This is a genomic window from Pseudomonas sp. NPDC088444 (assembly GCF_044900175.1).
In the GTDB taxonomy this organism is placed as follows: domain Bacteria; phylum Pseudomonadota; class Gammaproteobacteria; order Pseudomonadales; family Pseudomonadaceae; genus Aquipseudomonas.
The window spans coordinates 709,428-731,724 of record NZ_JBJDNK010000001.1; the positions used below are offsets into that span (position 1 = coordinate 709,428).

The following is a 22,297-nucleotide window of genomic DNA, read 5'->3' on the forward strand; positions in this document are numbered from 1 at the left end:
GCCCATTTTCTGGCGAATCTTCATGTGCGGACTACGACCAAAGAACGAGACCGCCGAGCGCTCAAACGCCCAATTCGACGATTGTTACCGAAACGCTCAACAGTCTTTATCAAAATAGTTTCTATATAACCTTAGTGCAGAGGCATAGAATTCATTCCGCCAACACGGCAAATGATTGACAACTTAAAGCCCCCACACACTGGCTTGTCGATCGAGTAACTTAACCCAGTAATGACTGGCTTCACACAAAGCCCCACAAGGGTTTTGCGCACCCTGCCGAACGGAATACCTGTTCGACCGAGTTGACGAAGCAACTTAGAGGAAACATGTAATGAAAGCTGCAGTGGTTGTAATGGCTCTTTGTGGTTTCAGCGCCATGGCAATGGCAGAAGAATCGGGTGCGAAAGTAGCGGCCCAACAGCAACGCATCGAGCACTACACTTACACGACCAAACTGGACATCGCCAAGGTCATCTCGGTGGACGAAACGCCTAATGTCTGCGCCGTCGTGCCGCAACACATGACCTACGAAGACTCCCAAGGCCAGCGCCATGTCATGGAATACATGGTGATGGGCAACGGCTGCAGCAACGGCTGATTGATAGGCAACGCTCCGCCCTGTAGGAGTGAGCGTGCTCGCGATAGCGGTCCATCAGAACACTTTTATTGATTGACCGATCGCTATCGCGAGCACGCTCACTCCTACAATTTGATCTACGTCATTTCAACTATCGTGACCGACGCCGTAACTTTTTAACTTATTGGCAATCGTCGTATGCGAAACACCTAAACGTTTTCCCAATAAGCGACTGCTCGGATATTCCCGATACAGGTGTTCCAATACCGATTTCTCAAAACGCCCGACTATTTCTTCCAGCCCTCCGTCCAGAGCAAACTCACCCAAGGGTTGACGCACGCCATAATCGGGCAAACGAATATGCTCGGCATTGACCTGCCCGCCCTCACACAGCGATACCGCTTGAAACAATACGTTTTCCAATTGCCGGATATTACCCGGCCAATGGTATTGATTCAGCCGCACCATGGCAGCGGGGGCGATTCGGGGAAGTGGGCAGCCAATCTGCCGACTCGCCTGGTCGAGAAAGTGCTGAACCAGCGTTTCAAGGCCGTCGAGGCAGTCACGCAGCGGCGGAATGTGCAGCGACAGCACGTTCAGTCGATGATAGAGATCCCGGCGAAACTCACCGCGTGCACACAGTTCGGACAGGTCAACCTGCGTCGCGCAGATCACTCGCACGTCCAGGTACACCTCTTCATCACTCCCGACGCGCCGGAAGCAACCGTCTTGCAAATAACGCAACAGTTTCGCCTGCAACCGTGGGCTGATTTCCGCTACACCATCCAGAAACAGCGTACCGCCCGCCGTCAACTCCAACAGCCCGAGCTTGCCTTCGGCACGAGCGCCTTCGAACGCCCCCGGCCCGTAACCGAACAACTCAGTCTCGGCCATGGACTCGGACAATCCCGCGCAATTGAGCGCCATCATCGGCGACTGGCCGCGAGGGCTCGCCAAGTGGCAGGCCCGCGCCAGCAACTCTTTGCCGGTCCCGGTCTCGCCTTCTATTAATAGCGGCGCATCCAGAGGGGCCATGCGCCGCGCTTCTCGCACCACCGCTGCCATGACTTTCGAACTTTGGAAAATGCTGTCGAAGCCGCGCAACTCCTGTTTGCGCACATTGTAAATGTGCTCGCCGACGCGATCCGCCCGATGCAGCGTCAACACCGCGCCGGCCATGGCTTCACTGTCTTCGTGCTCGGACTGCAAGGGCGCGATGTCCGCGAGAAAAATATCGCCTTTCACTGTCACCCGCAGCCCGTTGATGCGAGAGCGGTTGGCGCGCACCAGTTGCGGCAGGTCGAAGTCCTCGGTGTAACGGGACAGCGGAATGCCCGGCACTTCATCGACCCGCACGCCGAGCAACTGCGCCGCCGCTCGGTTGGCCGCGACGATCGAGCCGCCCATGTCGATGGACAGGACTGGAAACTCCAGCGCTCCCAGCAACGCATTCAGTTCCAGATGCCGACGTTCGCTGGGAATCAGTCCTACGCGCTTGACACCGAAGACGCCGGGAATCGTTTCGAACTTCGGCACCAGTGCCTGAAATTGCAGGTTGATCAGGTTTGGGCAACGCAGGTAAATCGCATCGCCCCGCTCGCCTCCCACCTCCCCTCCCGAGACGTTGACGCCATAAGAGACGAGCAGATCGAGGATGTCGCGCAGGATCCCGACGCGGTTTTGACAGTGCACTTTGATGCGCATGGCAGGTCGACTCTTCTGAACAGGCTGAGTTTTTGTAGGACCGTGAAGTTTATCGTCAAGAATACGTTACAGCGCAACGGCACATATCCCGCTCAAACGGCATATTTGTGAGGGCGTCGTAAAAATCGTCAGGAATTCTTTACAGCATCACGCGCAAATCCTAGAACCGGATCGATTTCACCTCACTGCAAGCGGCTGCAAAACCGTTATCTATACCCACAGGCGGGCCATGAACCCGTTTCGCTCCAGATAACAAAAAGCCATTCAGGAGAGCAGCATGAGCACGCAGTATGTCGCCCGCGAACCGGACGTCAGCGGCTTTATCGACTACCCCGACGCCGAGCATCGGGTCTGGAACACTCTGATCACTCGACAGATGAAAGTGGTCGAGGGACGCGCCTGTCAAGAATACCTCGACGGCATCGAACACCTGAAACTGCCCCATGACCGAATCCCGCAATTGGGCGAAATCAACCGCGTGCTTGACGCCACCACGGGTTGGCAAGTTGCACGGGTCCCCGCTCTCATTCCCTTCCAGACCTTTTTCGAACTGTTGGCCAGCAAACGATTTCCCGTGGCTACGTTCATCCGTACCGAAGAAGAACTGGATTATTTGCAAGAGCCCGACATCTTCCATGAAGTTTTCGGACACTGCCCGCTGCTGACCAACCCCTGGTTTGCTGAATTTACCCACACCTACGGCAAGCTCGGTCTGGCAGCCAGCAAAGAGCAGCGGGTGTATCTTGCCCGTCTGTACTGGATGACCATCGAGTTTGGTCTGGTGGACACCCCTCAAGGTCGCAAGATTTATGGCGGAGGCATTCTGTCCTCGCCCAAGGAAACGGTGTACAGCCTGTCCACGGAACCGACGCACCAGGCATTCGACCCCATTGAAGCCATGCGCACGCCCTATCGAATCGACATCCTGCAACCGCTTTACTTTGTGCTGCCGAACCTCAAGCGCCTGTTCGACCTCGCCCACGAGGACATCATGGGCATGGTCCAGACGGCCATGCAGGCAGGCCTGCATGCGCCACGCTTCGCGCCGAAGAACCCGACACCCAAAACAACTGCCGCCTGAACAAGGACCCTCTTCATGACATCCCTGAGCCAAAACCACTGCGAAGCCTGCCGCGCCGATGCCCCGCAGGTCAGCGAAGCCGAATTGCCTGAACTGTTGCGCCAGATTCCGGACTGGAACATCGAAGTCCGTGATGGCGTGATGCAACTGGAAAAGGTCTGGCTGTTCAAGAATTTCAAATTTGCGCTGGCGTTTACCAACGCGGTCGGCGAAATTGCCGAGTCCGAAGGTCATCACCCCGGTCTGCTGACCGAATGGGGAAAAGTGACCGTGACCTGGTGGAGCCATTCCATCAAAGGGCTGCACCGCAACGATTTCATCATGGCTGCCCGCACCGACGAGGTGGCCAAGAGCGCCGAGGGCCGTAAGTAAATGCATTTTTCACAGATTCAGCGTGTGCCGGATGATCCGATCCTGGGCTTGATCCAGGCCTACGCCAAAGACCCGAACCCGAACAAGTTCGACCTGGGCGTGGGTGTCTACAAGGACGCCCAAGGCCTGACCACCATTCCCCGTGCGGTCAAACTGGCCGAACAGCGTCTGGTGGACTCGCAACCGACCAAGACCTACATCGGCGGTCATGGCGAGCCGCGTTTCGGTACGCTGATCTGTGAACTGGTCATGGGCGCCGATTCGTCTCTGATCCAGCAAAAGCGCGTCGGCGCCACGCAAACGCCCGGTGGCACAGGCGCACTGCGACTGTCCGCCGACTTCATCGCCAACTGCCTGCCCGGCAAAGGCATCTGGCTGAGCGACCCGACCTGGCCGATCCACGAAACCATCTATGCCGCAGCGGGCCTGAAGGTCAGCCACTACCCCTACGTGGGCCGTAATAACAAACTGAACGTTCCGGCCATGCTGGAAACCCTGAACACCGTGCCGGAAGGCGACGTGGTGCTGCTGCACGCCTGCTGCCACAACCCGACCGGCTTCGACCTCAGCCACGACGACTGGCATGAGGTGCTGAAAATCGTCAAACGTCGCAACCTGCTGCCGCTGATCGACTTCGCGTATCAAGGCTTTGGTGACGGTCTGGAAGAAGACGCGTGGGCTGTTCGCCTGTTTGCCGCCGAACTCCCTGAGCTGCTGATCACCAGCTCCTGCTCCAAGAACTTCGGCCTGTACCGCGAGCGCACAGGCGCGCTGCTGGTGTGTGCCGACAACAGCGAGAAACTGGCCGACGTGCGCAGCCAGCTTTCGGCCACTGCCCGCAATCTGTGGTCCAACCCGCCGGATCATGGCGCGGCGGTCGTGGCAGAGATTCTGGGAGATCCCGAACTCAAAGCACTCTGGGCCGACGAAGTGGAAGAAATGCGCAGCCGTATCGCGCAACTGCGTCTGGGCCTGGTCGAAGCGCTGACGCCTTTAGGCTTGGGTGAGCGCTTCGCTCACATCGGCGTGCAACGCGGCATGTTCTCGTACACCGGCATGAGCGACGATCAGGTGGCTCGTTTGCGCAACGAGCACAGCGTGTACATGGTCGCAGCCGGCCGCGCCAACGTCGCAGGCATTGACGCCACACGGCTGGATGCGCTGGCAGCGGCCTTTGCAGCCGTCTGCCAAGACTGATCGCCCTGGGCCCGCTTACATCGCAACGATCGTAAGCGGGCCTCTCCTGATATTAAACATGAGTTTTAATTAAAGACGCATTACGTCAGAAGCAACGTGCGCATCAAGTCAACACTTTCCCACGCACTTTTCCGTTGCCAGAAAAACTCAACTTACTCAAACTAAGGCCCTCTACTTCCCCCCCAACCAACTAGAGAGGCCTTATGAAAACTCTGGCAATCGTCGCACACCCCCACATTGAACACTCACGCGTTAACGCCCGCTGGATGAAAGCACTTCAACAGGCCCCTGACATTCAAGTAAAGGACTTGATCACACTGTACCCTGACTATCAGTTTGATCTGGATCAAGAACAGGCTGATCTTATTCAGGCAGACCGCATCATCTTGCAGTTCCCGTTGTTCTGGTACTCCTGCCCTGCGCTGCTTAAAAAGTGGATAGACGATGTCTTCACGCCGGGTTTCGCCTACGCCCGAAACGGTGACAAGTTAAAAGGAAAAGAGTTGATGTTGTGCATTTCCGTTGGTGCCCCGGAAGACGGTTATCGCGCCACCGGGTTCAATCATTTCACCCTCGACGAGTTGCTGCGTCCCTTCCAGCAAACCGCGAACTACATAAAGGCACGCATGGTGCCGCCGTTCATTTTCTACGAATCAGTGTTTGCCAGCGACGAGCAGATCGAGGCTTCCGCGCAAGCCATGCTGGCCCACGTTACAGGCGTTTGCGAGCCCGCCAGTGTTGTCTACGAGAAGCTGCTGCTGACCGCCGAGGTCATGAACGTTGCCCTCGTTTCATGATGCGTTCAGCCACCTCCGCGGGCCGTCGGGTGCGTCCACCTGCGTCCTGTTCACTGACGGAACACTTTGACGCCGCTTATTATTCGGATTGTTTTACACGCCACTTTTATTATTCATCGGATGATCCGGCGATTGCGATCTACCGGAAAATGACCCATCGAACACCGGCCTGGATCCATAGACTGCTGCGGTGGCGCGACACGCTTGTAAAACCGCTGAACATGGGGGCAACACGGGGTTTCAATCAGAAAAAAGAATCCTTTTCAACGCAACTAAGCCCCGGCGATCCGCTGGACTTTTTTGAGGTCGTACGCTGTGAGCAAGACGAACTGTTACTCGTTCACAACGACCCTCATTTTCATGTCTCGCTTTCCATCAACATGGAACGCCGCGCGCGCACACATGTTATTTATTTGAGCACGCTCGTGACCCCTCGCAGCGCAACAGGAAAGTTCTACACCCGTGCTATTTCGCCCGTTCATCGGCGCATCGTCAACAGCATGCTCAACACCCTGATCTGACTCTGCACTTCCCGCAATACGCTTTAAACAAGGACGAACATGATCGACACCCTACGGAAACTCGACAAACACATCGTGCATAAATCACACGACGACGATGTGCTCATTTATGACCCTCGCCATTTGCTCGCCGCCTGGCTGCCCCTTGACGTCTTGCAACAGGCGGAAAGCGATCCTGAAGTCTTGAATGCCTTGCACGAGGCTTATCGTGTCGACGGTGAACGGCTCATTCTGCGCTCGCTGCCGGGTGTCATTCACAGGACACAACTCGATCAAAACGGCCTGGACTCGCTGGGCGAGTATTACGAACCCTCCGAGGAAGGACGGGTACTGAGCAGCCAGTGGTTACCCGAACATCTTGAGGCACTGTTGAGCGCTCAGTGCTCGAATACCCGGTCACCACTGGACATCCCCGCTCGACAGCGCCTGCACGAATGCTTCAAACGCCTGCCCGGCTACCCCGCCAACAGCCCGGTTTGCTACACGATGTACAACGACACCTCGAATTACTTCTTCTACCGCAAGCACCACGAACATGTGCCGGGGTTGATGCTGATCGAGGTGGCGCGTCAGGCGATGTACGCCGAGTTCTACGCACACAGCGACTTCAAGCGCGGCGAAGTGTCGATTTCAATCCTCGATCTGGATTCGCGGTCCCCTCGCTACACCGAATCGTCCTACCCGGTCAGCGTCATGGTGTCGGATTACGACGCCCCCATGGAAAAAAAACCGCGCAAGATGGACAAGCGCGGGGAGTTTTTCCAGAACGGGCACAAAGTCGCCGAGATCCACTTGCTGGGCGAAGTGATCAAGATGCCGGTGTTCAAACGCATGCGAAACATCAGCATCGATCCAACGCACTGGTTCCGCCCTCTCAAGGGTATCCGCAGGGAAGCCATGATTCGCCTGACCTGCGGTCGGCACCTGACCGGAGAGATTGCACTGTTGTCGATGAACGGCCTGCAAGTACGCTACACGCCACAAACCGGCGATGCGTGGCAGGAGGACGCGGGACATGTCTATCTGTATCTGGAAAACGACGGCTTGATCACCCTGCCTGTCGCGTCCATTCAGGACCGCGAGGACGCCCACGGATCGACCCTGCACTTGCAATTGGCCTCGCTCGACAGCAGGCAGCGTTTCAACTGGCGCGAAGTGCTCAAGCAGTTCAGCTATTTCGCCCACAGCGACGCCCCTCCCGCCGAAACATGGGTGGAGGCGCAAGCGTGAACCGGCGTTATCCACTGTCCACTCGGCCACTGCGATTGAGCGATGACCTGGTGCTGAAAAACCGCCTGGCTTTCACCTCGATGGGGGTCGATCTGGCGGACGAAAATGGCTGCGCCACTCCCCAGATGACCGCTTTTTATAAAGGTGTCATCGAGGGAGGCTGCGCGATGGCCTTTCTTGGCAACGCCACCGTCAGTGCAGGATCACGCCTGCACAGCCGAGGCCTGGCACTGTTCAATGACGCGCAGCGGCAGTCGATGCGCGCCGTACAACGCATGGCCTCAGCAGCCGGTGTGCCAGTTGCCGTGCAGTTGCAACACTATGGCGGCCAAGGCGCACCGCTGCCTTCAGGTGCACCGTTGCTGACACCCAGCGGCATCGGTTGTTCAAGGGCGGCACGGCAGTCGCCCGGTTATCGCGTACAGGCCATGACACCGGAGCACATCGCGCAGGTGATCGACGAATTCGCGTCGGCTGCCTGGCGAGCATGGCAAAGCGGTGCCAGGGTCGTGCAATTGCAGGCGGCGAACGGTTATCTGCTGAGCAGCTTTCTCTCGCCCCGCTTCAATCAGCGAACCGATGCCTATGGTGGCAGCGAAGAGAACCGTGCACGCCTGTTATTGGAGGTTATCCGGGCCATCCGCGCACGTACCGACAATGGGTTGATCGTGACGGTCCGATTGGGCATCGATGACCTGCTCGGTGATGAGGGCTTGCAGTTCACGGAACTGGAAGAGACCGTGCAAGCGCTCAATCAAAGCGGCATTTGTGCGCTGGAATGCTCAATGTCTGTGGGGGCGAGCTTCCATCGGCTGTTCACCCCTTCCCGGGAAATGGACAACTACCTGCATACCGGCGTGAAGGTCATCAAAGGCAGCGCCAACGTACCCGTGGGTTTTGCCGGATTTATCGACGGCCTCGACAAGGCAGAACGCCTGCTGGGCGACGAGGTCTGCGACTGGGTGGGCATGTCGCGGGCATTGTTCGCCGATAACCAGTTGATCAACAAGACACTGCAAGGGCGCGCCCGGGATGTCGACCGCTGCCTGTGGGACGGCCGGTGTTTCAGTGACAAAAGCGATCCACGCATGAGCCGGGTGTTCTGCTGCGTGAACCCGAACTACCCACGCCCCACCTTCAATTAAGGGATTTCTCGATGTATGACTTCACAGGAAAAGTGTGCCTGATCACAGGCGGCACCCACGGCATCGGGCTGCGCGTCAGCGAACGGTTGATCGAAGCCGGGGCTGAATTGATCGTGCTTGGACGCGGCGAGTCCAGAGGCCGGGAAGTGGCTGAGCGGCTGGGCGACAAGTGTCGTTCGCTGACGTGCGACGTGGCTGACACCGATCAGGTCGAGCGAGCCTTTCAGACGATACGCAGCGACTATGACCGACTGGACTGTGCGTTCAACAACGCCGGGATCACTGCGCAATACGCCCCTGTCGTCGACTCCTGCAGCACGGACTGGAACAGCGTGATCGGAATCAACATCACCGGCACCTACGAATGCATGAAACACGAACTGCGTATTATGCAAGCTCAAGGCAGATACGGCGCCATCGTCAACACCTCCTCCTGCGCGGGCGTCTTGCCCCTGGCCGGGCAAATGGCCTACAGCGTCAGCAAACAGGCTATCAACACGATGACGCAGGTGGCGTCCATCGAAAACGCACAGTTCGAGGACGGCGGTTGCATTCGGGTCAACGCCATTGCGCCCGGCCCGATTCTGGGGGGCATGAACACGCCGCAACGGCTGGAGGCTGCGCCTGAAAACACTCGACGCAAGATCGGCGTCACGTCCATGAAACGCTTCGGCACTCAGGACGAGGTCGCCAACGCGGTCCTGTGGCTGCTCAGCGATCAGGCGTCTTACGTCACGGGAACGATCCTGTCAGTGGACGGTGGTTATGCCAGCGGAAAATTCTGAAATGCAGACGGCATTCGTGACCGGGGTCAGTCAGGGTTTTGGCAAGGCCATGGCGCAAAAACTGCTGGATGAAGGCCTGACAGTGTTCGGCTGCTCGCGCACACCGCCTGATTCACTCTTGCCACATGAGCGGTTCCATTGGGCGCCGCTGGACCTGAGCGACCTTGTTTCTCTTGAAGCCCGAGCGAGCCGCATGCTGGCCGGTTGGGGGATCGTGCATTTCGATCTGGTGTTCCTCAATGCTGGACGCTTCGGACCTTCACCACGTCCGGCGACTGACGTTTCGCTAAGCGATTTCGTTGACGTGTTGAACCTGAATCTGGTGGCCAACAAGGCGCTGCTCGATGTGCTGTTGAGGGCGTACGCCATCGGGCACTGCGTGCTGTCGGCGTCCATAGCAGGCGTGCGTCTGCGCGCCGGAGCCTTGAGTTATGCCGTTTCCAAGGCCGCCCTCAATGCGCTGGCCGGGGTCTATGCGCTGGAACATCCCGACACGTTTTTTGCCGTTGTCGGTCTGTGCAATCTGCACACCCGGCTGTTGCGCGATGCCTTGGCGGGCGAGCATGTCGACGGCCTTGCGGATTTTGCCGCATTGCGTGAACGCGCGCGTAATGCAGCGTACGTCACATCCCCCGCAGTGCGCGCCGAGCAGCTCTGGACGTTGTATCGACAGGGCTTCGAGCACCATCTGACGTCAGGTATTTTTCAGGATATTCGCGAGGTTGCGAGATTCGATGGCCACTACATGACCAACGGCCATCATTAATCGTCGGACCGTCATGTGATGTGGGGTATGCTCCCTTTGCGTTTTATGGACGCGCTGCCTGATCGGCAGCTCAGGGAGGTCCGCAAACCGGTGTACAACGCCTAACTGCGGATTGAACGAAGCCACTTGTGAGGAGCGACAGACGATGCACGAAATCCCAAACTTCCCCTTCCCAAGCCAAACCCAGCAAAGCGCAGCAGCCCGTCAGGAACTCGGTCAGCCGATCGAGATGAAAGCCGGTGCGAAAGAAGATGACAGTAAGAAAGCCCAAAGCCACGGCTGAGGGATGAATGTTCAGCCCCTATGCAAGAGCGTCTTTGAGGCGTACTTCCATAAGGGCTGAATACTCCGAGACTACAACCCATGACCGACTTCACAGAAACCCAGGCACAGGCACTGATCGGCACCGCCGAGAAGATGATCGAAATCTGGGCACGCTTGACCCCGGAAAAGCAGCAAGCGTTGCTGACCCGTTTCGGCACTCAGGAAAATGCCCTGGCTGCGCTGATCACCACACAACTCGTGTCCCCTGCCACCGAATGACCGCCAGCGTCTGACGCCAGATAATCCGCTTTCCATTCAACACAGATTCAACCTTCGACTGCCATGAACGGGAAAGCCCCGTTATCATGTGGCATCGCTTGACGTTCAAGCGTCTACGCTTCATTCAGTTTCCAGCCCCGCTTCTCCTCTCCAGCCGCAATCGTGGATTGATACCCATGCCAGACGCTTCAAGCGCCGCACCACAACGCCGTGTCGCCGTGACACTGCAGGTCGTTTCCATCGTTCTTTTTACCTTCATCGGTTATCTGAACATCGGCATTCCGTTGGCCGTCCTGCCCGGCTACGTACACACCGACCTTGGTTTTGGCGCCGTAACGGCGGGCCTGGTGATCAGCGTGCAGTACCTGGCCACACTGCTCAGCCGCCCTCAAGCCGGTAAAATCATCGACAACAAAGGCCCCAAAAAAGCGGTGATTATCGGCCTGTTCGGCTGTGGCCTGAGCGGCGTGTTCATGTTGCTGGCAGGCTGGCTCGACGCCTGGCCGATGGTCAGTCTGGTGTGCCTGTTCATCGGGCGGTTGGTGCTGGGCAGCGCGGAAAGCCTCGTCGGTTCCGGCTCCATTGGCTGGGGGATCGGCCGGGTGGGTGCGGCGAACACCGCGAAAGTCATTTCCTGGAATGGCATCGCCAGCTACGGCGCACTGGCGATTGGCGCGCCGCTGGGGGTACTGCTGGTCAAGGCATTGGGCCTGTGGTCGATGGGCATGAGCATCATCCTGTTGGCAGCGTTGGGCATTGCACTGGCCTGGAAGAAAACCCCGGCGCCCATCGTGCATGGAGAACGGATGCCGTTTCTTCACGTGCTGGGTCGCGTGTTGCCCCACGGCACTGGACTGGCGCTGGGTTCGATCGGTTTTGGCACCATCGCCACCTTCATCACCCTGTATTACGCCAGCCACACCTGGCCGAATGCCGTGCTGTGCCTGAGCTTGTTCGGCGCCTGTTTCATCGGCGCGCGATTGTTGTTCGGCAACATGATCAACCGCATTGGCGGTTTTCGCGTGGCCATCGCCTGCCTGTCGGTGGAGGCGCTGGGCCTGTTGCTGCTGTGGCTGGCGCCGAATCCCAATCTGGCGCTGGCGGGTGCGGCACTGACCGGTTTCGGTTTCTCGCTGGTGTTCCCGGCGTTGGGCGTCGAAGCTGTGAATCTGGTGCCCGCCTCCAGCCGTGGCGCGGCAGTCGGCGCGTATTCGCTGTTCATTGACCTGTCGCTGGGCATCACCGGCCCTGTTGCAGGCGCAGTGGCGTCGGGCTTCGGCTTCGCCTCGATTTTCCTGTTCGCGGCGTTGGCGTCGTTGGGTGGGTTGGGGTTGAGCGTCTACCTGTACAAGCAGGCGAAGGTGATGCGGGAGAAAGTGACCACACCCTGAGGAATACATTTAACCCTGTGGGAGCCGGCTTGCTGGCGAAAGCGGTACTTCAAAAATCCACCTTCCCCCGCCCCGCCTTGATCGACCCGCGTTTGGATTTGGCTTCCAGTCTGCGGGTCTTGGACCCCAGCGTCGGCTTGGTCGGGCGGCGCTTTTTATCGACCTTCGCCGCACTGACAATCAATTCGCTCAAGCGCTCCAGCGCATCGGCTCGGTTCTGCTCCTGCGTGCGGTATTGCTGTGCTTTGATGATGATCACACCGTCGCTGGTGATCCGGCTGTCGCGCAGCACCAGCAGCCGCTCTTTGTAGAACGGCGGCAGTGACGAAGAATTGATATCAAAACGCAGATGCACCGCGCTGGACACCTTGTTAACGTTCTGCCCACCCGCGCCCTGAGCGCGAATCGCGGTCAGTTCGACTTCGTGGTCGGGCAAGTGAACGTTGTTGGAAATGATCAGCACAGTACTCGCCTTTACTTGATGATCGAATTGCGCTGCGCCATAGACTCGCCGTCAGCGTGGCGCTTGTTCTTCATTACGTAGAACACCCACATCGCTACCAGCCAGACCGGGATCGCATAGACCGAAATTCGGATCCCCGGAATCATCAGCATGATCCCCAGAATCAGCACCACGAACGCCAGGCACAGGAAGTTGCCGAACGGATACCACAGCGCTTTGAACGACGGCTGCTGATCCTTGCGCATCAGATACTGACGGAATTTGAGGTGCGAGTAGCTGATCATCGCCCAGTTGATCACCAGGGTCGCGACCACCAGCGACATCAGCAGCTCCAGCGCGTTTTTCGGGATCAGGTAGTTGACCAGCACTGCGATCAGGGTCACTGCCGCCGACACCAGAATCGCCCGCACCGGCACGCCACGGCCATCGACCCGCGCCAGCGACCGCGGCGCATCGCCCTGCTCGGCCATGCCGAACAGCATCCGCGCGTTGCAGTACGTGCCGCTGTTGTACACCGACAATGCCGCGGTCAGGACCACGAAGTTGAGAATGTGTGCGGCCGTGGTGCTGCCCAGCATCGAAAACACATGCACGAACGGGCTGCCGCTGTAGGCATCGCCCGAGGCATTCAGATCACCCAACAATGCGTCCCATGGGGTCAACGACAACAGCACCACCAACGAACCGATGTAGAAAATCAGGATGCGGTAGATCACCTGATTGATGGCCTTGGGAATCACGGTTTTCGGCTGATCGGCCTCGGCTGCGGTAAAGCCCAGCATTTCCAGCCCGCCGAAGGAAAACATAATGAATGCGAGCGCCATGACCAACCCGCTTACCCCGTTAGGGAAGAAGCCGCCGTGGTCCCACAGGTTGCTGATCGACGCCTGCGGGCCGCCGCTGCCGCTGACCAGCAGGTAGCTGCCCAGGGCGATCATGCCCAGAATCGCCACGACCTTGATGATCGCGAACCAGAACTCGGCCTCGCCAAAGACTTTGACGTTGGCCAGGTTGATGACGTTGATCATCACGAAGAACACCGCAGCCGATGCCCAGGTCGGGATTTCCGGCCACCAGTACTGAACGTATTTACCGACGGCAGTCAACTCGGACATACCGACGAGGATGTACAACACCCAGCAGTTCCAGCCGGACAGAAAGCCTGCGAAACCGCCCCAATATTTGTGTGCAAAATGGCTGAAAGACCCGGCGACTGGCTCTTCGACGATCATTTCGCCCAGTTGGCGCATGATCATGAAGGCGATGAAACCGCACAGGGCATAGCCGAGAATCATCGACGGACCCGCCGATTTGAGCACCCCTGCCGAGCCCAGGAAGAGCCCGGTGCCGATCGCGCCACCGAGGGCAATCAGCTGGATATGGCGGTTTTTCAGACCGCGCTTCAAGTCACCTGAATGGGACATGTGTTCACTCATTGCATAGTCACCTTGTTGTTCTTGTCTGTGACGGAATCGAACCCGACGCGCTCATGACGCGGCGGAATGAAAACGGGGTGGGTAAACCCCGAGTAGGATGGCGTTCATACGCCGATGAATCACAGAAAAAACGCGCGGCATTGTACACCTCAAATACCGAGGTGACAGGCACAGCAGGGCGCAATCCGCTCGCTATCGCAAGACCGACGCTTCTGTGGGGGCCGGCTTGCTGGCGAAAGCGATGTGTCATCCCACATCGATGTGCCTGATACGCCGCTTTCGCCAGCAAGCCGGCTCCCACAATGGGAAATGCGCGTCCCGCCAAAAAAAACGCCAGTCACGGGGACTGGCGTTCTTTCATTTCAAGCCTTTATCACTCAGGCTTGCGGCGACCGGCTGGCGCACCACGACGCTTGCCCGCAGGCGCCTTGTCATCACTCAGTTTGATGCCGGGACGCGTGGCTTTCGGCTTGGCCGGACGTTTGTTCATTTCGCTCGGACGCTCTGCCACCGGGGTCGCACGGCCATTGCCGCCACGCCCTTCTGCCGCAGGACGCGGGGTACGAACCGGGCGCCCCGTTTCAGCAGGTTTGCGTGCCGGGCGCTCACCTTCAACCGCCACAGCGTCTTTGGCCGGGCGCAACTGACGCACGCGCTCGTTCTTGCTCAACGGACGCGAATGCTGACGCTGCAAGCGCTCCAGTCGGTCCTTGGTCTTGGCGTTCATCTGCGGCATGGCCACAGGCTTCAAGCCTACTTCAGCGCTGAGGATGTCGACTTCCTGCTGGCTCATTTCGCGCCAGCGGCCCATTGGCAGATCGGAGTTGAGGAACACCGGACCAAAACGCACGCGTTTCAGACGACTGACCACCAGACCCTGGGATTCCCACAGACGACGCACTTCACGGTTACGGCCTTCCATCACCACGCAGTGGTACCAGTGGTTGAAGCCTTCGCCGCCCGGCGCTTGCTGGATGTCGGTGAAACGGGCCGGGCCGTCTTCCAGAATCACACCGTTCTTCAGGCGCAGCAGCATGTCATCGTCGACTTCACCGCGCACACGCACGGCGTACTCGCGGTCCATTTCGAACGATGGGTGCATCAAGCGGTTGGCCAGCTCACCGTCGGTTGTGAACATCAGCAGACCGGTGGTGTTGATGTCCAGACGACCGATATTGATCCAGCGGCCCTCTTTCGGGCGCGGCAGGCGGTCGAACACGGTCGGACGGCCTTCCGGATCGTCACGGGTGCAGATTTCACCGTCTGGTTTGTTGTACATGATGACGCGGCGGACCGTTTCGGCCGCCTCTTCGCGCTTGATCACGCGACCGTCGACGGTAATGGCGTCGTGCAGGTCGACGCGTTGGCCGAGAGTGGCTTCTACGCCGTTGACCTTGATCCGACCTTCACCGATCCAGGCTTCCACGTCACGGCGCGAACCCACGCCAATGCGCGCCAGCACTTTTTGCAACTTTTCGCCGGCTGGACGGATCTCGGTGTCTTGCTTGTCTTGTTCACTCATCTGGGCACCTCCCGGTGTGTCGAATCAGGGCGTGCGCGAGTGGGCACGCCCTGTTGCCCTGCTCTGAGGGTCAGAGCGTCGGGCTGAAACTGGAATCTCTGGCGAGTGTGGATCGCCAAAAGGTCGCGAATCATACGCTCATGACGCGCGTTGCGCATCAGAGACTAGATGAAAACCGATGGCTCATTTCTTTTTCCGCCGACCGGAACCTTTCATCTGCTTCAAGCGGGCCGCCGATTCGGCCAGGACCGAACGCTTCTCGTCCTTGTCCATCTTCTTCCAGGACTTGATCTCACGCTTGCTGCGCCCGCAGCCGAGGCAGATATCGTCGTCGAATTTGCAGAGGCTGATGCAGGGGTCTTTGGTGCTCATTGATGTCCCTGAATTGCACGAACGTGAGGGGATTCTATGGTGTTCGGTCAATCGCATTCGCCACCATAGGCGGCTCCCACAATAACCTCGCCGAATCCAAACCTCCTGTTCAACGCCGAACATGAGGGAGCCGGCTTGCTGGCGAAGGCGGTGTATCAATCACAGCCAGATCGCCTGATATGCCGCTTTCGCCAGCAAGCCGGCTCCCACAACGGATGGCGGTGAACTTGAAGGTCCTTCAGCGCGGATCTTCGTCTTCTTCCGGCGCATCTTCCAATTCAGACGCTGTATCGGGCTCATCGAGCAATAAATCGTCGAAGTCGATCTTCAACCCCTGCTCCATGGTGTCCAGCTCGGCCAGCAGGCTGCGGAAGCTGGTTTCGTCTCTCGGCGCTTCCGGCTCGGCCTCTCCCTCCTCCCCCAAGGCGGCGTCGGCCAGGGCCTGAAGGTGCGCGGGCACGGGCGCGTCGTCGAACTCCAATACCGGCTCCGCTTCCATTTCGCGCAGGTCAGCCAGCGGCGGCAATTCTTCCAGACTTTTCAAGTTGAAATGGTCGAGAAACGCCTTGGTCGTGGCGAACATCGCCGGTTTGCCTGGCACGTCGCGATAACCGACGATCCTGATCCATTCGCGCTCCATCAGCGTCTTGACGATGTTGCTGTTCACCGCCACGCCTCGGACGTCCTCGATCTCGCCCCGAGTGATCGGCTGCCGATAGGCAATCAGCGCCATGGTTTCCAGCAAGGCCCGGGAATAGCGCTGCGGACGCTCTTCCCACAGACGCCCCACCCACGGCGCAAATTTTTCGCGAATCTGCAGGCGATACCCAGTGGCCACTTCCTTTAACTCAAATGCGCGGTTGTCGCAGGATTTGCTCAGCAGCGTCAGGGCCTTCTTGAACACGGCCGGTTCCGGGCGCTCGCCCTCTTCGAACAACTCGTACAGCCGTTCGAGGGATTGCGGCTTACCGGAGGCCAGCAGAAAGGCTTCGAGCAGCGGCGCAAGCTCGCGGGGTTCATTCAGATTCATCGTTCAGTTCTTTACTCGGCTCGCGCCCTTACATGAATGACAGCGAACGGCTCGTTCTGCACCAGCTCGACCAGTTGCTCCTTGACCAGCTCCAGCACCGCCATGAACGTCACCACTACGCCTAACCGGCCCTCTTCGGCGGTGAAAAGCTCGGCGAACGGCACAAACCCGGCGCCCTTCAAGCGCTCAAGCACATCACTCATGCGCTCGCGGGTGGACAACGCCTCGCGGCTGACCTGGTGACTTTCGAACATGTCACCCCGGCGCAGCACTTCGGCCATGGACGTCAGCAGTTCTTCCAGCGCCACGTCCGGCAACAGCTTGCGCGCGCGGGCTTGCGGGGCATCGAGTTTCGGCACGATGACTTCACGCCCCACACGAGGCAATTCGTCGATCCCTTCGGCGGCGGCCTTGAAACGCTCGTACTCTTGCAAGCGGCGAATCAGTTCGGCGCGAGGGTCGTCCTCTTCCTCTTCGGCGGTTTCCGAGCGCGGCAGCAGCATGCGCGACTTGATCTCGGCCAGCATCGCGGCCATGACCAGATACTCCGCCGCCAGCTCCAGACGCACGGTTTTCATCAATTCGACGTAACCCATGTACTGGCGAGTGATTTCCGCCACCGGGATGTCGAGAATGTCGATATTCTGTTTGCGAATCAGGTACAGCAGCAGGTCGAGCGGGCCTTCGAAGGCTTCGAGAAACACCTCCAGCGCGTCCGGCGGAATGTACAGGTCGACCGGCATCTGGGTGACGGCCTGCCCATAGACCAGCGCAAACGGCAGTTCCTGCTGAGCGTCCGCCTGCGGGTCGACTGCTTCGACTTCGGTCACTCGACCTCAACCCCGAACGGCGTCGGATCGCCACAACCGACGCGCACCACCTGCGGCTCGCCTTCGGACAGGTTGACCACGGTGGACGCCGACACACCGCCGTGTCCAGCGTCGATGATCAGATCCACCTGATGTTCAAGCATCTCACGCATTTCCTGCGGATCACTCATGGGCAGGGTTTCGCCCGGCAGGATCAGGCTCACGCTCATCAGTGGCTCGCCCAGTTCCTGCAACAACGCCTGCGCCACGGGATGACGTGGCACGCGCAGGCCGATCGTGCGACGTTTCGGGTGCAGCACCAGACGCGGTACTTCCCGGGTGGCGTTGAGAATGAAGGTGTATGGCCCCGGCGTGTGAGCCTTCAGCTCCCGGAACGCGGCGGTGTCGACCTTGGCAAACAACCCCAGTTGCGACAGGTCGCAGCACATCAGGGTGAAATTATGTTTGTCGTCCAGTTGACGCAGGCGGCGGATGCGCTCGACGGCACCTTTATCGCCCATCTGACACCCCAGCGCGTAGGAGGAGTCGGTGGGGTACACCACCAGACCGCCGCGCTTGATGATGTCCACCGCCTGTTTTATCAGGCGCGCCTGCGGGTTTTCCGGGTGGACCTGGAAAAATTGACTCACGGTATCTTCCTGTTCAGACGGCAGTAGGCTGGTCATGTTTGAATCGGCGCCACAACGGCGGCAGATCCTCCGGTAAGGGGCGGTAGACACCAATCTCGGACCAGGCGCCAGGGGCATGGAAATCGCTGCCCGCCGTTGCCAGCAGACCGAACTCCCGGGCCAGAATGGCCAGGCTGCCCACCTGATCGGCGGGCTGCAGACCGTTGACCACTTCGATCGCCTGGCCTCCCGCCTGAAGGAAATCGGCGACCAGCTTGCGACGTTTACTGCGAGTGAAATCATAATGCCACGGGTGAGCCAGGCTGACCCAGGCATTGGCAGCGCGCAAGGTCGCCACCGTTTCCTCAAGGGTCGGCCAGTGTTGCTTGACGTCGCCCAGCTTGCCCGCGCCCAGCCATTTGCGAAATGCCTCGGCACGATCTTTCACGAAACCCTCATTGACCAGGAAGTCGGCGAAATGCGGTCTGGCCGGTGCGTTTCCGCTGTCTCCGAGGGACTGCTGGATCGCCCGGGCGCCTTCCAGCGCGCCAGGCATACCTTTCATCGCCAATTTGCGGGCAATTTCTTCGGCGCGCAGCCAGCGACCGCTGTGCAATTGCTCAATGGCATCGAGCAACGGCCGGGCATCGACATCAAAACCGTAGCCCAGAATATGGATGGTGGCACCACCCCAGGTGCAGGACAGTTCGATGCCGTTGATCAGTTGCATGTCCAGCGCACGGGCCGCCACGCGGGCTTCTTCGAGGCCTTCGATGGTGTCATGGTCGGTCAGCGCGAGCACCCGGACGCCGTTCTCATGGGCACGGGCGACCAATGCCGTGGGCGCAAGCGCGCCGTCGGAGGCGGTACTGTGACAGTGCAGATCGACATTCATAGGGGCGCTTTCGCAGTCATCGATGTTTGTTATTATGCCGTCACATCCAGCTTCTGGCTCTTACTGTGAAACAATTCATCGATTTCATCCCGCTCATCCTGTTTTTCATCGTCTACAAAATCAGCCCTCAAGCCGTCGATATCCTGGGCCACAGTGTCACGGTCGGCGGAATTTTCAGCGCCACCGCCATGCTGATCGCCAGTTCCATCGTGGTGTACGGCATCCTTTATGTGCGTCAGGGCAAGCTGGAAAAAAGCCAGTGGTTGACCCTGATCGCGTGTCTGGTCTTCGGCAGCCTGACCCTGGCCTTCCACAGCGAAACCTTCCTCAAGTGGAAAGCTCCGGTGGTCAACTGGCTGTTCGCACTGATCTTCGCCGGTAGCCACTTCATCGGTGATCGCCTGCTGATTCAACGCATCATGGGCCACGCGCTGACGCTGCCTCAGGCCATCTGGGTGAAACTGAACATCGCCTGGATCGTTTTCTTTCTGTTTTGCGGTGCGGCCAATCTCTACGTGGCCTTCACTTACCAAGACTTCTGGGTCGACTTCAAAGTCTTCGGCAGCCTGGGCATGACCCTGATTTTCCTGATCGGCCAAGGGATTTTCCTGGCCCGTCACATGCACGATGCCGACGCATCGGCCGAGCCTTCCACCAAAAAAACCGAGGACTGACATGCTTTACGCAATCGTAGCAACGGACGTCGCCAACTCGCTGGAAAAACGCCTTGAGGCGCGCCCTGCCCACCTGGAGCGCCTGACCGCCCTGAAAAACGAAGGCCGCATCGTGCTCGCAGGCCCGCTACCCGCCATCGACAGCAATGATCCAGGCCCTGCTGGCTTTACCGGCAGCCTGATCGTCGCCGAGTTCGAATCTCTGAACGCGGCCCAAGCCTGGGCTGACGCCGATCCATACATCAAGGCGGGTGTCTACGATCACGTGGTGGTCAAGCCGTTCAAGCAAGTGTTGCCGTAATCCCCTGTCAATCCCGTAGACCACAGGTGCTGATCAAGCACCGATTGTGGGGGCCGGCTTGCTGGCGAATGAGGCTCGTCAGTCAACTCATCGGTAACTGACCCACCGCCTTCGCCAGCAAGCCGGCTCCCACTATAGCGATGTTCAACCTAGCCACTGTTACGCCCTCCCTTCCTGACTGCTCATTATTCGCATCGGCTTGCCGATAGCCTGCTAATGCCAAGAAAAGTCAGGAGTTCAGATGCGTCCACGTCCGTGGTGTGTGCTGGCGGCCGCACTGGCCGTTTCGATGATCAGTTTCGGTGTGCAGGCCGAAGAAACCGGCGATGCCATCAGCCATGCATTGCCCCTGCCTAGCGCAGCGAGCCAGTTGAGCGATCTGCGACAAAAGCTGGCCGACAGCGAAAAGCAGCGTGAAGAATTGACCCGGCAACTGCAGAATGCCGACACTGAACGCGAAAGTATTCAGGTGGGACGCCTGCGCCAAGAGAACCAAAGGCTTAAACTGCAGCTCAAAGAGGCGCAGTCGGTATTGCCTGCGCGCATGCTGACCGAGCAACAACAATGGTTCGTCACAGGGGGCGGCGTTGCAATGGTGGCCCTGCTGTGCGGTATCTTTGCCAGCGGCTGGCGTAGACGGCGTCGGCAATGGCTAAATTGAGTGAGTCATGAGCGAGCTGTTACTTATTGATGATGACCAGGAGCTGTGTGAGCTCCTGAGCAGTTGGTTGAGTCAGGAAGGCTTTGTGGTCCAGGCGTGCCATGACGGCCAAAGTGCCCGAAAGGCCCTCGCCGAAACCGCCCCGGCGGCGGTGGTGCTGGACGTGATGCTGCCCGATGGCAGCGGCCTGGAGCTGCTCAAACAATTGCGCACCGACCACCCTGATCTGCCGGTGCTGATGCTTTCAGCCCGTGGCGAGCCACTGGACCGTATTCTCGGTCTGGAATTGGGCGCTGACGATTACCTGGCCAAGCCCTGCGATCCCCGCGAGCTGACTGCTCGTCTGCGCGCGGTGCTGCGCCGCAGCCACCCGACGGCAGTGTCTACCCAGATCGAGCTGGGTGACCTGTGTTTCAGCCCGGCACGTGGCGTGGTCACCATCGACGATCAGGAGTTCACCCTCACCGTCTCCGAGGCCCGTTTGCTCGAAGCCTTGCTCAGCCAGCCCGGTGAACCGCTTGAGAAGCAGGAACTGGCGCAACTGGCGCTGGGCCGCAAGCTGACCCTCTACGACCGCAGCCTGGACATGCACGTCAGCAACCTGCGCAAGAAGATCGGTCCACATGCCGATGGCAGGCCGCGGATCGTGGCGTTGCGTAGCCGGGGCTATTACTACGCGGTTTGATATCCCGAGCAATGACCTGTATCAGTCCGGCTTGCCGGCGGTGGCGGCTTTGAAATCGCTGCCGCCGGCAAGCCGGGCGGCTACAAAGATCATCGAAACGCTCCGCGTCTGTAAGCCCCCTTACAAATCCTCTTTACCCAAGCTTTACCCACGCCTGACCTCGCTTGACCTTGATCTCCCTAAACTGGCCACAACCGGCACAGAGCCGGATCCGAGACAAGGAGATTCACCATGCGTAATACTCTGATGGCTTTGATGTTCGCTGCAGCCCTGCCCACCGTTGCGATGGCACAGCCCGCTGAAGGCGGTCACATGGGTGGCCCAGGTTTTGATGGCCCGGGCATGCAGCATCACCGCAAAGGTCCGTTCGACAAACTGAACCTGACCCCGGAGCAACGCCAACAGATCGGCAAGCTGATGGGCGATCAGTGGCACAGCCGCTCCGAGATCACTCAGAAGTACTTGGCCAAACTGTCGCCAGCCGACCAGAAGGCGATGAAGGATGAGTTTGCGGCCAAGCAAGCCAAAACCCAGGCTGACATCCGTGCGATGCTGACCCCGGAACAGCAGAAGACGTTTGACCAGATGCAGAAAGACCGCGAGCAACGTCGCGCTGATCGTGCCGAGTTCGAAGCCTGGAAAGCGCAAAAAGCGCAAAAAACCCAGTAACCGCCTGCTGGCGGGGCATTACACTCCCCAACCCGACACGCT

27 protein-coding genes are annotated in these 22,297 nt (G+C 58.9%); 18 read left to right on the forward strand and 9 right to left on the reverse strand.

The genetic code is table 11. From position 1 onward, the window contains the following. Positions 1–331 precede the first annotated feature (331 nt). Positions 332–598, forward strand: a complete 267-nt coding sequence (locus ACI2KB_RS03445) for a DUF2790 domain-containing protein (RefSeq protein WP_404631376.1) — start codon at positions 332–334, stop codon at positions 596–598. A 126-nt stretch (positions 599–724) separates the two neighbouring features. Here the strand turns inward: ACI2KB_RS03445 and ACI2KB_RS03450 are convergent, their stop codons facing one another. Continuing rightward, a complete protein-coding gene (locus ACI2KB_RS03450; RefSeq protein WP_404631378.1) occupies positions 725–2,281 on the reverse strand; it encodes a sigma-54-dependent transcriptional regulator in 1,557 nt (518 codons plus the stop codon). Positions 2,282–2,558: 277 nt separating this feature from the next. Between ACI2KB_RS03450 and phhA the strand changes: the two genes are divergently transcribed. The 12 genes from phhA (at position 2,559) to ACI2KB_RS03510 (ending at position 12,109) form a co-directional block, all read left to right on the forward strand. Next, positions 2,559–3,362: a phenylalanine 4-monooxygenase gene (gene phhA / locus ACI2KB_RS03455; protein WP_404631380.1), complete on the forward strand. Its 804-nt coding sequence runs from the start codon at positions 2,559–2,561 to the stop codon at positions 3,360–3,362. Between the two features lie 15 nt (positions 3,363–3,377). Continuing rightward, positions 3,378–3,734 carry a 4a-hydroxytetrahydrobiopterin dehydratase gene (locus ACI2KB_RS03460; RefSeq protein ID WP_404631382.1) on the forward strand — a complete coding sequence of 119 codons (357 nt, stop codon included), beginning with the start codon at positions 3,378–3,380 and terminating at the stop codon, positions 3,732–3,734. Continuing rightward, complete coding sequence (locus tag ACI2KB_RS03465; protein ID WP_404631384.1) at positions 3,735–4,931, forward strand: amino acid aminotransferase; 1,197 nt, start codon at positions 3,735–3,737, stop codon at positions 4,929–4,931. Positions 4,932–5,134: 203 nt separating this feature from the next. After that, positions 5,135–5,728: an NAD(P)H-dependent oxidoreductase gene (locus ACI2KB_RS03470; protein WP_404631386.1), complete on the forward strand. Its 594-nt coding sequence runs from the start codon at positions 5,135–5,137 to the stop codon at positions 5,726–5,728. Next, a complete protein-coding gene (locus ACI2KB_RS03475) occupies positions 5,725–6,249 on the forward strand; it encodes a DUF2867 domain-containing protein (RefSeq protein ID WP_404631388.1) in 525 nt (174 codons plus the stop codon). Before ACI2KB_RS03470 ends, ACI2KB_RS03475 begins: the two co-directional genes overlap by 4 nt. A 39-nt stretch (positions 6,250–6,288) precedes the next feature. After that, positions 6,289–7,479, forward strand: coding sequence for an AfsA-related hotdog domain-containing protein (locus ACI2KB_RS03480; RefSeq protein ID WP_404631390.1), 1,191 nt, complete (start codon positions 6,289–6,291; stop codon positions 7,477–7,479). Next, complete coding sequence (locus ACI2KB_RS03485; RefSeq protein WP_404631392.1) at positions 7,476–8,624, forward strand: NADH:flavin oxidoreductase; 1,149 nt, start codon at positions 7,476–7,478, stop codon at positions 8,622–8,624. Before ACI2KB_RS03480 ends, ACI2KB_RS03485 begins: the two co-directional genes overlap by 4 nt. Before the next feature lie 11 nt (positions 8,625–8,635). After that, on the forward strand, positions 8,636–9,409 hold the full coding sequence (locus tag ACI2KB_RS03490) for an SDR family NAD(P)-dependent oxidoreductase (RefSeq protein ID WP_404631394.1): 774 nt from the start codon (positions 8,636–8,638) through the stop codon (positions 9,407–9,409). Position 9,410: 1 nt separating this feature from the next. Further along, positions 9,411–10,175, forward strand: a complete 765-nt coding sequence (locus ACI2KB_RS03495) for an SDR family oxidoreductase (RefSeq protein WP_404631396.1) — start codon at positions 9,411–9,413, stop codon at positions 10,173–10,175. Positions 10,176–10,320: 145 nt separating this feature from the next. Then, a complete protein-coding gene (locus tag ACI2KB_RS03500; protein ID WP_404631398.1) occupies positions 10,321–10,458 on the forward strand; it encodes a hypothetical protein in 138 nt (45 codons plus the stop codon). Between the two features lie 80 nt (positions 10,459–10,538). Next, a complete protein-coding gene (locus ACI2KB_RS03505) occupies positions 10,539–10,718 on the forward strand; it encodes a hypothetical protein (RefSeq protein ID WP_404631400.1) in 180 nt (59 codons plus the stop codon). A gap of 176 nt (positions 10,719–10,894) precedes the next feature. Next, on the forward strand, positions 10,895–12,109 hold the full coding sequence (locus ACI2KB_RS03510; RefSeq protein WP_404631402.1) for an MFS transporter: 1,215 nt from the start codon (positions 10,895–10,897) through the stop codon (positions 12,107–12,109). Between the two features lie 49 nt (positions 12,110–12,158). On the opposite strand, the gene arfB is transcribed toward ACI2KB_RS03510, so the two are convergent. The 8 genes from arfB to ACI2KB_RS03550 form a co-directional block, all read right to left on the reverse strand. Beyond that, positions 12,159–12,572: an alternative ribosome rescue aminoacyl-tRNA hydrolase ArfB gene (gene arfB / locus ACI2KB_RS03515; protein ID WP_404631404.1), complete on the reverse strand. Its 414-nt coding sequence runs from the start codon at positions 12,570–12,572 to the stop codon at positions 12,159–12,161. An 11-nt stretch (positions 12,573–12,583) separates the two neighbouring features. Then, positions 12,584–14,008, reverse strand: a complete 1,425-nt coding sequence (locus ACI2KB_RS03520; protein WP_404631406.1) for an amino acid permease — start codon at positions 14,006–14,008, stop codon at positions 12,584–12,586. A 373-nt stretch (positions 14,009–14,381) separates the two neighbouring features. After that, positions 14,382–15,530: a 23S rRNA pseudouridine(2605) synthase RluB gene (gene rluB / locus ACI2KB_RS03525; protein ID WP_404631408.1), complete on the reverse strand. Its 1,149-nt coding sequence runs from the start codon at positions 15,528–15,530 to the stop codon at positions 14,382–14,384. Between the two features lie 183 nt (positions 15,531–15,713). Further along, positions 15,714–15,902, reverse strand: a complete 189-nt coding sequence (locus ACI2KB_RS03530) for a DUF1289 domain-containing protein (RefSeq protein WP_404631410.1) — start codon at positions 15,900–15,902, stop codon at positions 15,714–15,716. A gap of 238 nt (positions 15,903–16,140) precedes the next feature. Continuing rightward, positions 16,141–16,932, reverse strand: a complete 792-nt coding sequence (gene scpB / locus ACI2KB_RS03535; protein ID WP_404631412.1) for an SMC-Scp complex subunit ScpB — start codon at positions 16,930–16,932, stop codon at positions 16,141–16,143. An 11-nt stretch (positions 16,933–16,943) separates the two neighbouring features. After that, positions 16,944–17,642, reverse strand: a complete 699-nt coding sequence (locus tag ACI2KB_RS03540; protein ID WP_404631737.1) for a segregation and condensation protein A — start codon at positions 17,640–17,642, stop codon at positions 16,944–16,946. 116 nt (positions 17,643–17,758) lie between these two features. After that, positions 17,759–18,391, reverse strand: a complete 633-nt coding sequence (locus ACI2KB_RS03545; RefSeq protein WP_404631414.1) for an L-threonylcarbamoyladenylate synthase — start codon at positions 18,389–18,391, stop codon at positions 17,759–17,761. Positions 18,392–18,404: 13 nt separating this feature from the next. After that, on the reverse strand, positions 18,405–19,265 hold the full coding sequence (locus ACI2KB_RS03550) for a PHP domain-containing protein (RefSeq protein WP_404631416.1): 861 nt from the start codon (positions 19,263–19,265) through the stop codon (positions 18,405–18,407). A 65-nt stretch (positions 19,266–19,330) separates the two neighbouring features. On the opposite strand from ACI2KB_RS03550, the gene ACI2KB_RS03555 reads away from it, so the two are divergent. From ACI2KB_RS03555 to ACI2KB_RS03575, 5 genes are all read left to right on the forward strand, one after another. Continuing rightward, the gene (locus ACI2KB_RS03555) at positions 19,331–19,939 is read left to right on the forward strand and encodes a septation protein A (RefSeq protein WP_404631418.1); all 609 of its coding nucleotides are present in this window, start codon (positions 19,331–19,333) and stop codon (positions 19,937–19,939) included. A gap of 1 nt (position 19,940) precedes the next feature. After that, positions 19,941–20,240, forward strand: coding sequence for a YciI family protein (locus ACI2KB_RS03560; protein WP_404631420.1), 300 nt, complete (start codon positions 19,941–19,943; stop codon positions 20,238–20,240). Between the two features lie 241 nt (positions 20,241–20,481). Next, the gene (locus ACI2KB_RS03565) at positions 20,482–20,901 is read left to right on the forward strand and encodes a translation initiation factor 2 (protein WP_404631422.1); all 420 of its coding nucleotides are present in this window, start codon (positions 20,482–20,484) and stop codon (positions 20,899–20,901) included. A 7-nt stretch (positions 20,902–20,908) separates the two neighbouring features. Further along, the gene (locus tag ACI2KB_RS03570) at positions 20,909–21,586 is read left to right on the forward strand and encodes a response regulator transcription factor (RefSeq protein WP_404631424.1); all 678 of its coding nucleotides are present in this window, start codon (positions 20,909–20,911) and stop codon (positions 21,584–21,586) included. Between the two features lie 231 nt (positions 21,587–21,817). Next, entirely contained in the window at positions 21,818–22,255 is a 438-nt protein-coding gene (locus tag ACI2KB_RS03575; RefSeq protein WP_404631426.1) for a Spy/CpxP family protein refolding chaperone, read from the forward strand. The last annotated feature ends 42 nt before the right edge of the window (positions 22,256–22,297 follow it).

What these genes read in the sequence shown, in the direction of transcription:
- ACI2KB_RS03500 (WP_404631398.1), top strand. Translation starts at nt 10,321, where the DNA reads ATGCACGAAATCCCAAACTTCCCCTTCCCAAGCCAAACCCAGCAAAGC.
- scpB (WP_404631412.1), bottom strand. Translation starts at nt 16,932, where the DNA reads ATGAATCTGAATGAACCCCGCGAGCTTGCGCCGCTGCTCGAAGCCTTT.
- ACI2KB_RS03450 (WP_404631378.1), bottom strand. Translation starts at nt 2,281, where the DNA reads ATGCGCATCAAAGTGCACTGTCAAAACCGCGTCGGGATCCTGCGCGAC.
- ACI2KB_RS03445 (WP_404631376.1), top strand. Translation starts at nt 332, where the DNA reads ATGAAAGCTGCAGTGGTTGTAATGGCTCTTTGTGGTTTCAGCGCCATG.
- ACI2KB_RS03495 (WP_404631396.1), top strand. Translation starts at nt 9,411, where the DNA reads ATGCAGACGGCATTCGTGACCGGGGTCAGTCAGGGTTTTGGCAAGGCC.
- ACI2KB_RS03490 (WP_404631394.1), top strand. Translation starts at nt 8,636, where the DNA reads ATGTATGACTTCACAGGAAAAGTGTGCCTGATCACAGGCGGCACCCAC.
- ACI2KB_RS03520 (WP_404631406.1), bottom strand. Translation starts at nt 14,008, where the DNA reads ATGAGTGAACACATGTCCCATTCAGGTGACTTGAAGCGCGGTCTGAAA.
- rluB (WP_404631408.1), bottom strand. Translation starts at nt 15,530, where the DNA reads ATGAGTGAACAAGACAAGCAAGACACCGAGATCCGTCCAGCCGGCGAA.
- ACI2KB_RS03505 (WP_404631400.1), top strand. Translation starts at nt 10,539, where the DNA reads ATGACCGACTTCACAGAAACCCAGGCACAGGCACTGATCGGCACCGCC.
- ACI2KB_RS03475 (WP_404631388.1), top strand. Translation starts at nt 5,725, where the DNA reads ATGATGCGTTCAGCCACCTCCGCGGGCCGTCGGGTGCGTCCACCTGCG.
- ACI2KB_RS03530 (WP_404631410.1), bottom strand. Translation starts at nt 15,902, where the DNA reads ATGAGCACCAAAGACCCCTGCATCAGCCTCTGCAAATTCGACGACGAT.
- ACI2KB_RS03480 (WP_404631390.1), top strand. Translation starts at nt 6,289, where the DNA reads ATGATCGACACCCTACGGAAACTCGACAAACACATCGTGCATAAATCA.
- ACI2KB_RS03570 (WP_404631424.1), top strand. Translation starts at nt 20,909, where the DNA reads ATGAGCGAGCTGTTACTTATTGATGATGACCAGGAGCTGTGTGAGCTC.
- ACI2KB_RS03510 (WP_404631402.1), top strand. Translation starts at nt 10,895, where the DNA reads ATGCCAGACGCTTCAAGCGCCGCACCACAACGCCGTGTCGCCGTGACA.
- ACI2KB_RS03470 (WP_404631386.1), top strand. Translation starts at nt 5,135, where the DNA reads ATGAAAACTCTGGCAATCGTCGCACACCCCCACATTGAACACTCACGC.
- ACI2KB_RS03565 (WP_404631422.1), top strand. Translation starts at nt 20,482, where the DNA reads ATGCGTCCACGTCCGTGGTGTGTGCTGGCGGCCGCACTGGCCGTTTCG.
- ACI2KB_RS03575 (WP_404631426.1), top strand. Translation starts at nt 21,818, where the DNA reads ATGCGTAATACTCTGATGGCTTTGATGTTCGCTGCAGCCCTGCCCACC.
- ACI2KB_RS03465 (WP_404631384.1), top strand. Translation starts at nt 3,735, where the DNA reads ATGCATTTTTCACAGATTCAGCGTGTGCCGGATGATCCGATCCTGGGC.
- ACI2KB_RS03460 (WP_404631382.1), top strand. Translation starts at nt 3,378, where the DNA reads ATGACATCCCTGAGCCAAAACCACTGCGAAGCCTGCCGCGCCGATGCC.
- phhA (WP_404631380.1), top strand. Translation starts at nt 2,559, where the DNA reads ATGAGCACGCAGTATGTCGCCCGCGAACCGGACGTCAGCGGCTTTATC.
- ACI2KB_RS03550 (WP_404631416.1), bottom strand. Translation starts at nt 19,265, where the DNA reads ATGAATGTCGATCTGCACTGTCACAGTACCGCCTCCGACGGCGCGCTT.
- ACI2KB_RS03560 (WP_404631420.1), top strand. Translation starts at nt 19,941, where the DNA reads ATGCTTTACGCAATCGTAGCAACGGACGTCGCCAACTCGCTGGAAAAA.